Origin of the sequence: Variovorax soli NBRC 106424, from assembly GCF_001591385.1 — a bacterium.
In the GTDB taxonomy this organism is placed as follows: domain Bacteria; phylum Pseudomonadota; class Gammaproteobacteria; order Burkholderiales; family Burkholderiaceae_C; genus Variovorax; species Variovorax soli.
Map to the genome: position 1 here is coordinate 1 of NZ_BCUU01000055.1, position 14,357 is coordinate 14,357.

Sequence of the window (14,357 nt, forward strand, 5' to 3'; positions counted from 1 at the left end):
TGACTTCAGCCATTCCGTCCTTCCTTGGGCTGCATTTTGCATGCAAAACCAACCCACCTCAATCGTGGTGACTAGGTGATAACCATCATTCCACTTTGCATTTTGAATGCAAAACTGAAAAAGAAAGGACGGATCACCCATGCTTCAACTCGACTCCCACCCCACCGGCAGGCACTTCCTGCAGATTCCCGGCCCGAGCCCGGTGCCCGACCGCATCCTGCGCGCCATGAGCCTGCCCACCATCGACCATCGCGGCCCCGAATTCGGCGCGCTGGGGCGGCAGGTGCTGACGGGCATCCGGGAGATCTTCAAGACGCAGCATCCGGTGGTCATCTATCCGGCCTCGGGCACCGGCGCCTGGGAAGCGGCCCTGTCGAACACGCTCAGCCCCGGCGACCACGTGCTGATGTTCGAGACCGGCCACTTCGCATCGCTGTGGAACAAGATGGCCACGCGCCTGGGCATCGCCACCGAATTTCTCGCCTATGCCGGCACCGACCCGCACCTGCCGCAAGCCGCCGGATGGCGCCGCGGCGTGCAGGCCGACATGATCGAAGCGCGCCTGCGCAAGGACACCGACAGGAAGATCAAGGCCGTGTGCGTGGTGCACAACGAGACCTCCACCGGCGTCACTTCCGACATCGCCGCGGTGCGCCGCGCCATCGACGCCGCGGGCCACCCCGCACTGCTCATGGTCGACAGCATCTCGGGCCTGGCCAGCGCGGATTTCCGCCATGACGAATGGGGCGTGGACGTCACCGTCAGCGGCTCGCAAAAGGGCCTGATGCTGCCGCCCGGCATCAGCTTCAACGCCATCTCGCCGCGCGCGCTCGAGGCGTCGAAGAGCGCCAGGCTGCCGCGCTCGTTCTGGGCCTGGGACGAGATCGTCGAGATGAACAAGGACGGCTACTGGCCCTACACGCCCAACACCAACCTGCTCTACGGCCTCGCGGAGTCGCTGGACATGCTGCTGGGCGAAGGCCTGGACAACGTGTTCGCACGCCACCAGCGCTGGGCCGCCGGCGTGCGCGCCGCGGTGAACGCCTGGGGCCTGCCCATCCAGTGCGCCGACCCGGCCGTGTACTCGCCGGTGCTCACCGGCGTGATCACGCCCGAAGGCGTGGACGCGGATGCGGTGCGCCGACTCATCCACCAGCGCTTCGACCTGTCGCTCGGCACGGGGCTGGGCAAGCTCAAGGGCCGCATGTTCCGCATGGGCCACCTGGGCGACAGCAACGACCTGACGCTGGTGGCCATGGTGGCCGGCGTCGAGATGGGGCTGAAGCTCGCAGGCGTGAAGCTGGCCGGCAGCGGCGTGCACGCGGCGATGGACCACTTCGCCGCGCACGCCGCACCCACCGCGCTGCGCCAGGCGGCCTGAGCAACACCCGCATTCGAATTCGCGTTCGCCCTCGCCCACCCGTTCATTCATCCACGACAACAGACGGAGACAGCAGCATGCAACGACGTTCCTTCATCCAGGCCGCGGGCGCGGCCGCGGCCACGCTCGGCGTGCCCCGCGTGTTCGCGCAGGACTGGCCTTCCGGCCCGGTGCGCATCGTGGTCGGCTTTCCACCGGGCGGCGGCACCGACGCGCTGGCCCGCGTGGTCGCGCAGAAGCTGGCGGTGATGTGGAACCAGCCGGTGGTCGTGGAGAACAAGGCGGGCGTGGCGGGCGTGCTGGCGGCCGAGTACGTGGCCACGCAACCGAGCGACGGCAGCACGCTGCTGATGGCGCACATCAACAGCCACGCCCTCGCCCCGAGCCTGCAGCCCAGACTGCGCTACAACGTGGAGCGCGACTTCGTGCCGATCGTGCTGGTGGGCGTCACGCCCAACCTGCTGATCGCCAGCCCCACTCAGAAGGCAGTGACGGTCAAGGACATCACGGCCCTGTGCGCGGCCGACCCCGGCAAGGTGAGCTTCGGCTCCGCCGGCGCCGGCTCGGCGCAGCACCTGGCGCTGGAGATGTACAAGCTGCAGGCCAAGGTCGATGCGATGCACGTGCCATACAAGGGCAGCGGCCCGCTGCTGGCCGACCTGATGGGCAGCCAGATCCAGTACAGCTTCGAGACCATGACGGCCGCCACCCCGCATGTGAAGAGCGGCAAGGTGATCGGCGTGGCCCAGACGCGCCTCAAGCGCGCCAAGGGCCACCCGGCCATCCCGACCATGCAGGAGCAGGGCTTCGAGGGCTTCGAAGCCACCACCTGGTACGGGCTCGCCGGCCCCGGCAAGCTGCCGGCCGGCATCGCCGACAAGGTCAACCGCGACGTCAACACCGTGCTGGCCATGCCCGACGTGCAGGAAAAGCTCGACAACTACGGCGCCGAGGACGGCGGCGGCTCGCGCGACAAGTTCGCCAGGTTCATCTCCAGCGAGATCGACAAATGGGGCCGCGTCGTGCGGGACGGCAAGGTGAAGGTCGACGCCTGACGGCTCAGTCCAGCGTTGCCAGGTACGCGGCGATGTCGCGCGCATCCTGCTCGCTCACGCCCATGTCGGGCATGGCGCTGCGCGGATCGACCTCATGCGTGCGCGTGATCCACCGCACCAGGTTGTCCGGCGTGTTGGGCAGGCGGCCGGCGATGAAAGTGCGGCGCGCCATGCCGGACAGCGGCGGCCCGACCTGCGGATAGGAGCCCGCCACGCCCGGAATGGTGTGGCAGGCACTGCAGGCGTATTGGGTCAGTGCGACCCTGCCGCGCGCCGCATCGGCCGCTCGCGCAGGGCCGCCTGCGCTTCGAGGCGCCTTGCAGGCCGGCGCGCTCGCCGGATCGGCGGACTGCGCGTACTCGCGTGGACTCAGTTCGGGCAGCTTTTGAAGGAAAGCCACCACCGCCCACAGATCCTCATCGCTCAGGTGGAACTGCCAGGCCGGCATGCCGCTCATCCGGATGCCGTTTCGCGTGAGCCAGTAGAGCTCGCGCGGCTTCCAGCGGTGCGCCGCGTCCATCAAGGGGCCGGGCAGCGGCTGCATGCTCTGGCCGAAGGGCGACTGCGCCACGCCGGGCGCGCCGTGGCACACCACGCACCGGTCGCGAAAACAGCCGGCGCCGCGTGCGATCAGCTGCGGGGCGTCCAGCATGGGCGGCACTTCGACCGCGCGTGCCCGCAGCCGCACCGACTGGCGCATGGCGCGTTCGATCATCGAATACACCGGCTGGAAATGCTGCTGCGTGGCCGCCGTGTCGTACAGGCCGCCCCACACCACCGCGAACGCGCCCGCCAGCACCGCAACGGCCAGCGTCAGGAGGGTGAAGAGCACGATCTTGGCGGTACCCATGTCGGCAGGACGCATCTTTGGCGAAATTGTCCGACGCACACCGGCGTCGCCTTGTAGTCGCAGCGCGCATTCGGCCCGTGAACACTGGCGCCATGCGCCCCGATCGCCGCCATGCCATGCCGTGCCGCCGTTCGCATCGCCGCATGCCTTGGGGCCATGCCCTTGTGCTGCTGGCCTGTGCGGTGTCGGCATCGGGATGCAGCGCCGATCCGGAACCCGTCGCGGCCGCGCAGCCAGCCAAGGCCAAGGCGCTGCTGGCCCAGTACCAGTGTGGCAGCTGCCACCAGATTCCTCGCGTGCCCTCCTCGCTGGCGGGCGGCGGCCCCTCGCTGAACGGCTTCGGCCGCCGCAGCTACATCGCGGGGGAAGTTCCGAACTCCCACGACGCCGCGGCGCGCTGGATCATGGCGCCAGCCTCGCTGGTGCCCGACACCCAGATGCCCGCCATGGGCGTCTCGCCGCAGGATGCGCGGGTCATCGCGTCCTATCTGCTCGCGCTGAAATGAACGAAGCCCTGCGCGTGTCGCAATCGGCCCTCAAGGCCGGCGGGCCGGTGGCGGACGAATTGCTGGACGTCACAGTCGTTCTGGTGGCGGGTGCGAGCCTGATCTTTCTTGGCGTGATGGCGCTGCTGGCCGTGGCGCTGATGCGGCAGCGGCGAGGTGCGCCGCCGAAGGCTCGATGGTGGATCTGGGGCGGGGGCGTGGCCTTCCCCTGCGTGGTGCTGGTGGTGCTGTTCCTCTACAGCGAATGGCATCGCCCCGCCTGGCGGCCAGTGCCCCCGCGCGATGCGCTCATGGTGAGCATCACCGGGCATCTGTGGTGGTGGGAGGTGCGGCTGCGCGACCCTGCCACCGGCGTCGAGGTGGTGCTGGCCAACGAGCTGCGCATTCCGGTGGGCCGTCCGGTGTACGTGGGCCTGGCCAGCGCCGATGTGCTGCACAGCTTCTGGGTGCCCAGCCTTGCCGGCAAGATGGACATGGTGCCCGGCCGCCTGCAGCACCTGCTGCTGCAGGCGGATCGGCCGGGCATCTGGCGCGGCCAGTGCGCTGAGTTCTGCGGCACGCAGCATGCGCGCATGGCCCTGCTGGTGGTGGCGCAGGCGCCGCAGGCCTTCGAGCAATGGCTGGCGAACCAGAGCCGCCCCGCCGCGCCGCTGCCCGACACGCCGGAGGCTGCCGTGCTCGCACGCGGACGCGAGGCCTTCCTGCAGCGGCGCTGCCAGGCCTGCCATGCGGTTCGCGGGGTGGCCGAATCGTCTCGCCTCGGGCCGGATCTCACGCATGTCGGCAGCCGACTGAGCCTGGGCGCGGGCACCCTGGCGACGAGCTCCGAGTCCCTGGCCGACTGGGTGGCCCACACGCAGCAGCACAAGCCCGGCGCGCACATGCCGTCGGCAGCGCGAACGCCGGACAGCGCTGCCGCCCAGGAGATCGAGGACATCGCCGCATGGCTGGCGCACCTGCGATGAACGGCGCCGCGTTGCCTTCGGCGCTCCCCCGTCCCGACGGCGAGCTCGACGCGCTCGAGCGCGCATGGCGACCTCCACCCTGGGGCTGGCGCCGCCTCAGCGCGGTGAACAACACGCACGTGGGTGCGTTCTACATTGCCACCGCCATGCTCTTCTTCGTGCTCGCCGGTGTGCTCGCGCTGGTCATGCGCACGCAGCTGGCGGTGCCGGACAACACGCTCGTATCGCCCGGCACCTACAACCAGCTGTTCACCATGCACGGCACGGTGATGATGTTCCTGTTCGCCGTGCCCGTGGTCGAGGCGGTGGCGGTGTACCTGCTGCCCGGCATGCTGGGCGCGCGCGACCTGCCTTTTCCGCTGCTGTCCGCCTATGCCTTCTGGACCTATGCGATCGGCGGCGTTGTCTTCTTCTGCACGCTGTTCTTCGGCGAGGCACCGGACGGCGGCTGGTTCATGTACCCCCCGCTCACAAGCAAGGAGTTCTCGCCCGGGCGCGGGGCCGACTGGTGGCTGCTGGGCATCGGCTTCATCGAGATCTCCGCCATTGCCGGTGCCATCGAGCTGATCGTCGGCATCCTGTTCACCCGCGCGCCTGGCATGCACCTGTCGCGCATGCCGGTGTTCGCCTGGGCGATGCTGGTGGTGGCGCTGATGGTCGTGTTCGCGTTTCCGGCCATGATCGCCGCCAGCACGCTGCTGGAGCTCGAGCGTGCGTTCAACTGGCCCTTCTTCATTCCGGCGCGCGGCGGCGACCCGCTGCTGTGGCAGCACCTGTTCTGGTTCTTCGGCCATCCCGAGGTCTACATCATCTTCCTGCCCGCGGCCGGCCTGGTGTCGATGATGATCGCGGCGCTGGCCGGCACACCGCTGCTGGGCTACCGCGCGGTGGTGGCTGCGCTCGGCGGCGTGGGGGTGCTCAGCTTCGCGCTGTGGATCCACCACATGTTCACCGCGGGGCTGGGCACCCTGTCGATGCAGCTGGCGTCGGCCGCCAGCTTCGCGGTGGCCGTGCCCACCGCGGTGCAGGTCTTCGCCTGGCTGGCCACGCTGCGCCGCGGACGCCTTGGCCTCAACACCCCCTCGCTCTTCGTCGTCGGCTTCCTCTTCACCTTCGTGCTGGGCGGGCTCACCGGCGTGATGGTGGCCGTGCTGCCCTTCGACTGGCAGGCGCACGACAGCTACTTCGTGGTGGCGCATCTGCACTACGTGCTCATCGGCGGGATGGTGTTTCCCCTCTTCGCCGCCTTGTACTTCTGGGCGCCGCTGTACAACGGGCATGGTCTTTCCGAGCGACTGGGGCGCTGGGTCTTCTCGCTCATGTTCTTCGGCTTTCACCTGGCTTTCTTCCCGATGCATGTGAGCGGCCTGCTGGGCATGCCCCGGCGGGTGTACACCTACGCGGGCGAGTTGGGCTGGAACACGCTCAACCTGCTCTCGAGCCTCGGCGCTTTCGCCATCGCAGCCGGCGTGCTCGTGTTCCTCGTGGATGCGGTGCGCACCCTGCGCAAGCCGGACAAGGCCCACGGCAACCCCTGGCGCGCCGGCACGCTGGAATGGCTCGAGGCCCGCGACTTCGGCTTGCGCAGCATTCCGCAAGTGACGGCGCGCGAGCCGCTGTGGGCCGATCCCGCGCTGGCGCAGCAGGTCCCGAGCGGGGCACACTGGTTGCCGGGCACGGTCTTCGGCGGGCGCGAGACGCTGGTCACCCATTGGCGCGACGCACGCCCGCTGTACCTGCTGAGGCTGCCCGGCGACGGCTGGCGGCCCTTCCTCGCCGCGGCCGGCACCGCCGGCTTCTTTCTCCTGATGACGGCGGGGCTGACGCTGCCGGCCTGGGCCTGCGCACTGATGGCCATCGGCCTGGTCCTGGGCTGGCTGTGGGATTCGGACAGCCCCCCACCTCTGCCGTGGGCGCCGGTCGCACACGGCGTCGACCTGCCGGCGGGCGCCGCACGCCGCACCGGCTCGCATTCGTGGTGGGCGACGGTGGTGCTCATCGCGGTGGACGCAAGCGTGTTCGGCTGCTTCGCCTACGCCCACCTGCATGTGTCGATGGCGGCCGATATCTGCCCGCCGCCCGGCGCGGCGTTGCCGGCGCTGCCCGGGCCGCTGGCCGCGGCTTTCCTCCTCGGCGCCTGCGGCATCCTGCTGTGGGGCGCGTCTCGCGCGCTGCGGGCGCCGCGGCCGCGGCAACAACGCGCCCTGCGAGCGTGGCTGCTGCTGGCCTTGCTCTGCGCAGTCTCGGCGCTGTTGGTGGACGCGGGCGGCCACGCGCGAGCCGGCCTGGACGCAGATGCCCATGCCTGGGGCGCGACCGTGTCCACGCTCCTGTGGTACCAGGGCCTGCATGTCGTTGTGCTGCTGGCGGCAGGCGTGTTCGTGTTCTTGCGTTCGTGCAGCGGCCGGCTGCGGCCCGACGTACGCGCCACGCTGGACAACACCGTGCTCATGGGCTGGTGGGTGTGCGCCCAGGGCGTGCTGGGCATGCTGGTCGTGCAACTGGGACCTCGCCTGGCAGCCCTGGCATGAGTCCGACCTCGCTTCAAGCGGGATTCTTGGGCATGGGCCGCACGCGCCCCGTGGCGGCGCGTGCGCCCAGCAGCATTTCCGTCATCCATGTCACCAGCAACTGACCATAGTCGTGCCGCGACTGTTCGCTCGACAGGGCGTGATCGGCGCCGGACAGGACGCGGTAGGTGATCGAGCGCACGTGGCCGAAGGCCGCCCGATAGCTCTCGATCACCGTGTGCGGCACCATGCTGTCGTGCTCCGATTCCACGATCAGCGCATCCCCCTTGAATGCCTCGCAGGCGGCAAGCGCCCGGTTGCCGGATGCGGCAACGAGGGAGGAGCGATAGGACACCAGATCGGCACGGTCCAGGCCGAACTTGGGCACGCGCCAATGCGCGTCGCGGTACAGCGCCGGTGCACGCAAGGCCAGCCAGCGCACCGGCCGCTGCGCCGTGGCCAGGGCCGCGAGATAGCCGCCATAGCTGCTGCCGATGATGGCCATGGCGTCCGGGTCCACCGCGGGGTGGCCGACCAGCGTGTCGTAGGCCGCCATCACGTCCTGCAGGTTCTGCTCGGGCGTCACCGCTTCACGAAGGGCCGCATGCTGCGCGTGCCCGCGCAGATCGATGGTCATGCAGATGCAGCCCAGTGCGGCGATCTCGTGTGCACGGGCAATGTACTGGGCCTGGCTGCCGTCCCATCCGTGCACCAGCAGCACGCCGGGCACCAGCGTCGAAGGCGCCACGAGGGTCGCGGCGATGCTCTCGTGGTCCACCGGGATCTGGACCTGCCTATGCCGGGTCGTCGCCATCGTGATGAAGCAGCGTGTACTTGAGCAGCGGCCCGGCCTGCGGGTCGACGCCGTGGAAATAGACAGCAGCCTCGGGCGGAGGCTCGGCCGCGCTGTCGTAGACCTCGAAGGTGGAAGCGCGCACCCGTTGGCTGCGCGGCTGCGCGGCGAAGTGCTCCAGCGCCGCAATCTCCGCGCCGGTGGCGCCGCCGGCGCGCCAGGACTGCTCCAGCACGCCGAGACACAGCTCTCCATTGGTGCGCGCGCCCAGCAGGACGTCGTAGTTCGCGCGCGATGCGAAGAATCCCTCGAAGCAATCCTGCACGGCGGTGTGATAGCACACGGCGAAGCGCGCAGCCAGGCGCACATTGCGCGGCAGCGGCTGCGTCAGCAATACATCGAAGCCTCCACGCACCACGTTCAGGTCGGTTCCACCGTAGACCAGTTCGCCCTGGTGATTGCGGACCAGGCGCTGGATGCCGTAGTAGCTGATGATGCTGGCGCCCACCCGCGTCTGGCCGATGCCCCAGGTCCGCAGCGCGTTCAGGTTCTCCTCGAGCACCACGCCGTGCGTCGACAGCTCTTGCGAAGGCAGCGTGTCGAGTACCGCCGACAGCGCATGGAGGCTGGCTGCCACCGTCTGCCCTCGGCCGCCGGTGGCCTGCACGCGCTTGACGCGCACGGCCCCATGGGCCAGCAGCGTGCGCCCCGCCGCACGGGCGGCTTCGAGATCGAAGGCCGAGAAGCCCCGAAAGACGACGCCGCCGACGCGCTTGCCGAAGTCCGTCGACCAGCCTTTCGGGGCTGACGCGCCCGGATACGGCAGCGGGTGCGTGATGGCCTTGGTGGCCACGAAGGCGTAAGGCACCACGCCGCCGAACAACGGGTCGCTCGGGTCGACCTGCGGCAGCGCCGCGAGCTGCGCGCGGCTGAGCGTGTCGTTGGGCACGAGGTACAGCGGCTGGCTGGCGTACTGGTGCGAGGCGTCGTACTCATCGCCGAAATCGAAGCCCTTCAACAGCGCGAGCCGCCGCGCGACCTCGGTGCGCGTGCAATGCTCGTGGACAGCATCGAGCGACCCGTTGCACTGCGCGAAAGTAACGACGGTTCCCACGCAGGCCAGCCGTGGAAGTTCTTGCCGCAAGATCTCCGCTCTGCCGTTGTGCTGCGCCTGGTTGTTTGCGCGTCAGCTCCCGGCTGCCCGCGTCGCGGCATCGCGTCGGTCGCGAATCTTGTCGTGGTTTTGCTGGGCCCCTTCGGCCTGCGCCTGGATCACCGTGCGCACGTCGTCTGGCAGCGGCTGCTTGAGCGCCTTGCGGTAGCGCGCGACAGCGGCGTCTTCTCCACGCTCGCATTCCTCGAGCATCGACAGTTCGCTGTCGGCGCCCAGGCTGCCCTTCACATGCACCCAGCCGCGGTGCATCGCGCCAGCCGCCGTGCCGCCCTGCTCGGGCTTGCCGCCGCGCTGGACGATCAGGCGCTGCAATTCCTCGCCGGCGCGCCGGCATCCGTCGGCACGGTCCATGAAGAGCCGCTTCAGTTCGCCGCCTTCGCCCAATTCTTCCGCGCAGGTTCGAAAGCCGTATTCGCCGTCACGGCAGTTCTCCAGCAGGTCATTGAGCACATCCAACACCTCGCCGTCCGCGAGCTGGGAGTTGGTGGAGACAGTGCCGGCAGGCACTGAGGTGCGTTCGTTCGCAGTCATGAAAATCTCCGTTGAAGTGGATCGAGAGGGTCGAGGCTGGCCGAGCGGGCATCGCTCGTGCAACTGCACGGGCAAGCGGCATGCCCGTCGGGCAGCGCAGTCTGGTGGAATGAGCGCTATTTCTTGTGGTTGCGCAGATAGAGGCGCACTTCGGCGGCCGAACGGCCCACCTCATGCACGGCCTCGCGAAGCTCGTCTTTCGTGCAACCGAGGCTGCGAGCCCAGTGACGCACTTCGCCAGATTTTTCGACAGCGATGAATTTCCGGCCGCTGCCGGCCTTGCAGGAATTCCCGGACACGATGCTTCTCCAAGTTCACGCTGACCCCGGCTTCCTCGCCTGCGATCAGTTCATGAAGAAGATCGTTGCCCGATTCGCGGTTCATGGGCAGGGGCCATCGCCTACTTGATCTGCCAGTCAGGCCCGAATCGAGTTGTGGGAAGGATGAGGACATCGGTCTGCTGCACGTTCGGAGGCCCGCAACGCACAGCGGGCTTTCGCTGAGCCCCGGCACAGCGCCAGTCCTACACGGGCGACGTTGCGCAGCGCTAGGCTAGACATCGGGTTCGGCAAATGACCCAGGCTGGCGACAGCAGAAGGAGGAGGCAACCAGTTCACCTCGGCGCGCGCCTTCGACAGGAAGAGCTGCAGCCTGCGCCGGCGTGACGCTCACCGAGTCTCAAGGAGCCCTCGTCCATGTCCACATCCTTTCCTCCGCTGCCGCTGTCACGGCGCGAACTGCTGCTGGCCGGCGGCGCATCCATGGCAGGCAGCGGCGCCTGGCCGGCCGAGGCGCCCAGCGGCGCGGCCTCTGCCGGCGCCAGCAGCGCCAACATTGGCGACGGGGTGGCCCCGCCCTCTTCGCCCGTTCAACTCAAGGTGAACGGCACCACCCACCGCCTGACGCTGGACAACCGCACCACGCTGCTCGATGCGCTGCGCGAGCACCTGCATCTGACGGGCACCAAGAAGGGCTGCGACCACGGCCAGTGCGGTGCCTGCACGGTCCTGCTGAACGGCCGGCGCATCAACGCCTGCCTGACCCTGGCGGTCATGCACCAGGGCGACAGCGTGACGACCATCGAGGGACTGGGAACGCCGCGCAAGCTCCATCCCTTGCAGGCCGCATTCGTGCGGCATGACGGCTTCCAGTGCGGCTACTGCACGCCGGGCCAGATCTGTTCGGCGGTGGGGGCCATGGCCGAACTCAAGAGCGGCGTGCCCAGCCATGTCAGCGCCGACCTGAACGCCCAACCCGTCTACAGCGCCGATGAAATGCGCGAGCGCATGAGCGGCAACATCTGCCGCTGCGGCGCCTATTCCAACATCCAGGAAGCCATCGCCGAGGTGGCCACGCGGAGCACGGCATGAAGGCCTTCAGCTATGAACGCGCCGCCACGCCTGAAGCTGCCGCAGCTGCCGTGGCGCGTGTGCCCGACGCGAAGTTCATCGCCGGCGGCACCAACCTTCTCGATCTGATGAAGCTGCAGATCGAGACGCCTGCGCACCTGGTGGATGTGAACGGCCTGGCACTCGACCGGGTGGAGCCGGCCGAAGGCGGCGGGCTGCGCATCGGCGCGCTGGTGCGCAACACCGACCTGGCGGCGAACGAACGCGTGCGACGGGACTACGGCGTTCTCTCGCGCGCATTGCTGGCCGGTGCATCGGGCCAGCTGCGCAACCGCGCCACCACCGCCGGCAACCTGCTGCAGCGCACGCGCTGCCCCTACTTCTACGACACGCGCATGCCCTGCAACAAGCGCATGCCCGGCAGCGGGTGTGCCGCATTGGCGGGCATGTCGCGCCAGCTCGCCGTGGTGGGCGCCAGCGAAGCATGCATCGCGACCCATCCGAGCGACATGGCGGTGGCCATGCGCGCGCTCGACGCCACGGTCGAAACCGTCAGGCCCGACGGCGCGCGCCGGCAGATTCCCATCGCCGACTTCTATCGCCTGCCGGGCAACACCCCGCAGGTCGAGACCGAACTGTCGCAAGGCGAGTTGATCACCGCCGTGCGCCTGCCTGCGCCTGTCGGCGGTACGCATGTCTACCGAAAGGTGCGCGACCGCGCCTCGTATGCCTTCGCCCTGGTCTCGGTGGCGGCGGTCGTGCAGGCCGATGGCAGCGGCCGCGTGGCCCTGGGCGGCGTCGCGCCGCGCCCGTGGCGCGTGGAAGCCGCCGAGCCCGAGCTGCCGCGTGGATCCAGGCCCACCGCCGAAGCCTTGCTGGCTGGTGCGCGGCCGACGCGCGACAACGCCTTCAAGCTTGCGCTGGCGGAACGCACGCTGGCCGCCGTGCTGGCCGACGCAAGGAGAAAGACATGAAGTTCGATCAACCCGCCGGCAGCAATCCGGTCGACCGCCTGCAGGTGGTGGGCCGCCCCATCGACCGCATCGACGGCGTGCGCAAGGTGTGCGGCACGGCCCCCTATGCGTACGAGCGCCACGACGTGGTGGCCCGTCCCGCCTACGGCTGGATCATCGGCGCGGGCATTGCACGCGGGCGCATCGGCGCGATGGACGTGCGCGCGGCGCGAGCCTCGGCCGGCGTGCTGGCCATCGTCACCGCCGAGAACGCCGGCGCGCTGGGCAAAGGCGACAAGAACACGGTGCGCCTGCTCGGCGGCCCCGAGATCGACCACTACGACCAGGCCATCGCAGTGGTCGTGGCCGAGACCTTCGAACAGGCGCGCGCCGCCGCGCAGTTGGTGCAGGTGCGCTACGAGCCGGGCAGCGGCAGCTTCGACCTCGACGCGGCGCGCGGCAGCGCCCCCATTCCCAAGGACGACGGCCAGGGCAGCCCTGCCGCCACGCACACCGGCGACTTCGAAGGCGCCTTCGCGCGCGCGCCGGTGCAGCTGGACGCGACCTACACCACGCCCGACCAGTCGCACATGATGATGGAGCCGCACGCCACGCTCGCCGTGTGGCAGGGCGACAAGCTCACGGTCTGGACTTCCAACCAGATGGTGGCCTGGGGCGCCAGCGACCTGGCCAAGACACTGGGCCTGCGCAAGGAACAGGTGCGCCTGGTGTCGCCCTTTGTCGGCGGCGGCTTCGGCGGCAAGCTTTTTCTGCGGGCCGATGCGCTCCTGGCCGCGCTGGGCGCGCGCGCCGCCGGGCGCCCGGTGAAGGTGGCGCTGCAGCGCCCGCTCATGGCCAACAACACCACGCACCGGCCGGCCACCATCCAGCGCATTCGCATCGGCGCGGGCCGCGACGGCCGCATCAGCGCCATTGCGCACGAAAGCTGGTCGGGCGACCAGCCCGGCGGCGGCCCCGAGACGGCCGTCAACCAGACGCGGCTGCTCTATGCGGGCGAGCACCGCCTCACGGCCCTGCGCCTGGCCACGCTGCACCTGGCCGAGGGCAACTCGATGCGCGCGCCCGGCGAAGCGCCGGGCATGATGGCGCTGGAGATCGCGATGGACGAAATGGCGGAGAAGCTGGGCATGGACCCGGTCGAGTTCCGCGTGCTCAACGACACCCAGGTCGACCCCGAGAAGCCGCAGCGGCGCTTCTCGCAGCGTCACCTGGTCGAGTGCATGCGCATGGGTGCCGAGCGATTCGGCTGGTCACGGCGCAGCGCCCGTCCGGCGCAGACGCGCGATGGCCGCTGGCTGCTGGGCTTGGGCATGGCGGCGGCCTTTCGCAACAACCTCACGCAGAAGTCGGCAGCGCGGGTGCGCCTGGACCGGCAGGGCCGGATCACGGTCGAGACGGACATGACCGACATCGGCACCGGCAGCTACACCATCATTGCGCAGACCGCGGCGGAAGTGATGGGCGTGGGCATGGAGCAGGTGACGGTGCAGCTGGGCGACTCCGAGTTCCCCGTCTCATGCGGGTCGGGCGGCCAGTGGGGCGGCAACAATTCGACCGCCGGCGTCTATGCCGCCTGCATGGCGCTGCGCGAAACGGTGGCCAGGCGGCTGGGGATGGACCCGTCCCGCGCCGAATTCGCGGGCGGGCGCGTCAGTGTGCCGGGCGGCCGCAGTGTGCCGCTGGGTCAGGCAGCACAACAGGGCGAGCTGGCCGGCGAAGACGCCATCGAGTACGGCGACCTCGCCAAGACCTACCAGCAATCGACCTTCGGCGCGCATTTTGTCGAAGTGGCCGTGGACCCTTTCACGGCCGAGGTGCGCGTGCGGCGCATGCTGGCGGTGTGCGCAGCCGGCCGCATCCTCAACCCCAAGACCGCGCGCAGCCAGGTGATCGGTGCGATGACCATGGGCGCGGGCGCCGCCTTGATGGAGCACCTTGCGGTGGACAAGCGCTACGGCTTCTTCGTCAACCACGACCTGGCCAGCTACGAGGTGCCGGTGCATGCCGACATACCGCACCAGGAGGTCGCCTTTCTGGGCGAGGCCGACCCCATCTCCTCGCCCATGAAGGCCAAGGGCGTCGGCGAACTGGGCATTTGCGGCGCCGCCGCTGCGGTGGCCAACGGCATCTACAACGCCACCGGTGTGCGCGTACGCGACTATCCGGCAACCCTGGACAAATTGCTGCCGGGCATGCGCGATGTGGCTTGAATTCGCGATTGAGGCCGAAGAGCAAGAAGCAGAAAAGGAAAAAGCCGCTGCAAATCAAG

The 14,357-nt window shown here is 69.3% G+C and carries 13 protein-coding genes; 8 read left to right on the forward strand and 5 right to left on the reverse strand.

What is annotated here, in order from left to right:
• Nucleotides 1–139: 139 nt before the first annotated feature.
• Nucleotides 140–1,381, forward strand: coding sequence for a pyridoxal-phosphate-dependent aminotransferase family protein (locus VSO01S_RS16280; RefSeq protein ID WP_068643862.1), 1,242 nt, complete (start codon nucleotides 140–142; stop codon nucleotides 1,379–1,381).
• Between the two features lie 77 nt (nucleotides 1,382–1,458).
• Entirely contained in the window at nucleotides 1,459–2,436 is a 978-nt protein-coding gene (locus VSO01S_RS16285) for a Bug family tripartite tricarboxylate transporter substrate binding protein (protein WP_068643863.1), read from the forward strand.
• A gap of 4 nt (nucleotides 2,437–2,440) precedes the next feature.
• Here VSO01S_RS16285 and VSO01S_RS16290 read toward each other — a convergent pair whose 3' ends face one another.
• Nucleotides 2,441–3,286 (reverse strand): c-type cytochrome, encoded by an 846-nt coding sequence (locus VSO01S_RS16290; RefSeq protein WP_245684226.1) that lies wholly within the window; start codon nucleotides 3,284–3,286, stop codon nucleotides 2,441–2,443.
• 143 nt (nucleotides 3,287–3,429) lie between these two features.
• On the opposite strand from VSO01S_RS16290, the gene VSO01S_RS16295 reads away from it, so the two are divergent.
• The 3 genes from VSO01S_RS16295 to VSO01S_RS16305 are packed head-to-tail and all read left to right on the forward strand — an operon-like array spanning nucleotide 3,430 to nucleotide 7,288.
• The gene (locus VSO01S_RS16295) at nucleotides 3,430–3,792 is read left to right on the forward strand and encodes a c-type cytochrome (protein WP_068643891.1); all 363 of its coding nucleotides are present in this window, start codon (nucleotides 3,430–3,432) and stop codon (nucleotides 3,790–3,792) included.
• The gene (locus VSO01S_RS16300) at nucleotides 3,789–4,757 is read left to right on the forward strand and encodes a cytochrome c oxidase subunit II (protein ID WP_068643865.1); all 969 of its coding nucleotides are present in this window, start codon (nucleotides 3,789–3,791) and stop codon (nucleotides 4,755–4,757) included. Before VSO01S_RS16295 ends, VSO01S_RS16300 begins: the two co-directional genes overlap by 4 nt.
• Complete coding sequence (locus VSO01S_RS16305; RefSeq protein WP_068643866.1) at nucleotides 4,736–7,288, forward strand: cbb3-type cytochrome c oxidase subunit I; 2,553 nt, start codon at nucleotides 4,736–4,738, stop codon at nucleotides 7,286–7,288. The genes VSO01S_RS16300 and VSO01S_RS16305 overlap by 22 nt, the downstream gene beginning before the upstream one ends.
• 13 nt (nucleotides 7,289–7,301) lie before the next feature.
• Here the strand turns inward: VSO01S_RS16305 and VSO01S_RS16310 are convergent, their stop codons facing one another.
• The 4 genes from VSO01S_RS16310 to VSO01S_RS26785 form a co-directional block, all read right to left on the reverse strand.
• A complete protein-coding gene (locus VSO01S_RS16310) occupies nucleotides 7,302–8,081 on the reverse strand; it encodes an alpha/beta hydrolase family protein (protein WP_068643867.1) in 780 nt (259 codons plus the stop codon).
• Nucleotides 8,062–9,204, reverse strand: a complete 1,143-nt coding sequence (locus VSO01S_RS16315) for a DUF3182 family protein (RefSeq protein ID WP_245684227.1) — start codon at nucleotides 9,202–9,204, stop codon at nucleotides 8,062–8,064. The genes VSO01S_RS16310 and VSO01S_RS16315 overlap by 20 nt, the downstream gene beginning before the upstream one ends.
• A 42-nt stretch (nucleotides 9,205–9,246) precedes the next feature.
• The gene (locus tag VSO01S_RS16320; RefSeq protein WP_084241915.1) at nucleotides 9,247–9,765 is read right to left on the reverse strand and encodes a PA2169 family four-helix-bundle protein; all 519 of its coding nucleotides are present in this window, start codon (nucleotides 9,763–9,765) and stop codon (nucleotides 9,247–9,249) included.
• 116 nt (nucleotides 9,766–9,881) lie between these two features.
• Nucleotides 9,882–10,064: a DUF3606 domain-containing protein gene (locus VSO01S_RS26785; RefSeq protein WP_084241916.1), complete on the reverse strand. Its 183-nt coding sequence runs from the start codon at nucleotides 10,062–10,064 to the stop codon at nucleotides 9,882–9,884.
• 396 nt (nucleotides 10,065–10,460) lie between these two features.
• Here VSO01S_RS26785 and paoA point away from each other — a divergent pair, with 396 nt between their 5' ends.
• Genes paoA through paoC form a run of 3 tightly spaced genes read left to right on the forward strand, consistent with a single transcriptional unit; the run spans nucleotide 10,461 to nucleotide 14,298 of the window.
• Complete coding sequence (gene paoA, locus VSO01S_RS16325; protein WP_068643869.1) at nucleotides 10,461–11,135, forward strand: aldehyde dehydrogenase iron-sulfur subunit PaoA; 675 nt, start codon at nucleotides 10,461–10,463, stop codon at nucleotides 11,133–11,135.
• Nucleotides 11,132–12,088, forward strand: coding sequence for an FAD binding domain-containing protein (locus VSO01S_RS16330; protein ID WP_068643870.1), 957 nt, complete (start codon nucleotides 11,132–11,134; stop codon nucleotides 12,086–12,088). Before paoA ends, VSO01S_RS16330 begins: the two co-directional genes overlap by 4 nt.
• Entirely contained in the window at nucleotides 12,085–14,298 is a 2,214-nt protein-coding gene (paoC, locus tag VSO01S_RS16335) for an aldehyde oxidoreductase molybdenum-binding subunit PaoC (protein ID WP_068643871.1), read from the forward strand. Before VSO01S_RS16330 ends, paoC begins: the two co-directional genes overlap by 4 nt.
• The last annotated feature ends 59 nt before the right edge of the window (nucleotides 14,299–14,357 follow it).

Bases quoted from the DNA above. Each gene is read 5' to 3' on its own strand.
- VSO01S_RS16280 (WP_068643862.1), top strand. From the start codon at position 140: ATGCTTCAACTCGACTCCCACCCCACCGGCAGGCACTTCCTGCAGATT.
- VSO01S_RS16285 (WP_068643863.1), top strand. From the start codon at position 1,459: ATGCAACGACGTTCCTTCATCCAGGCCGCGGGCGCGGCCGCGGCCACG.
- VSO01S_RS16290 (WP_245684226.1), bottom strand. From the start codon at position 3,286: ATGGGTACCGCCAAGATCGTGCTCTTCACCCTCCTGACGCTGGCCGTT.
- VSO01S_RS16295 (WP_068643891.1), top strand. From the start codon at position 3,430: ATGCCTTGGGGCCATGCCCTTGTGCTGCTGGCCTGTGCGGTGTCGGCA.
- VSO01S_RS16300 (WP_068643865.1), top strand. From the start codon at position 3,789: ATGAACGAAGCCCTGCGCGTGTCGCAATCGGCCCTCAAGGCCGGCGGG.
- VSO01S_RS16305 (WP_068643866.1), top strand. From the start codon at position 4,736: ATGGCTGGCGCACCTGCGATGAACGGCGCCGCGTTGCCTTCGGCGCTC.
- VSO01S_RS16310 (WP_068643867.1), bottom strand. From the start codon at position 8,081: ATGGCGACGACCCGGCATAGGCAGGTCCAGATCCCGGTGGACCACGAG.
- VSO01S_RS16320 (WP_084241915.1), bottom strand. From the start codon at position 9,765: ATGACTGCGAACGAACGCACCTCAGTGCCTGCCGGCACTGTCTCCACC.
- paoA (WP_068643869.1), top strand. From the start codon at position 10,461: ATGTCCACATCCTTTCCTCCGCTGCCGCTGTCACGGCGCGAACTGCTG.
- VSO01S_RS16330 (WP_068643870.1), top strand. From the start codon at position 11,132: ATGAAGGCCTTCAGCTATGAACGCGCCGCCACGCCTGAAGCTGCCGCA.
- paoC (WP_068643871.1), top strand. From the start codon at position 12,085: ATGAAGTTCGATCAACCCGCCGGCAGCAATCCGGTCGACCGCCTGCAG.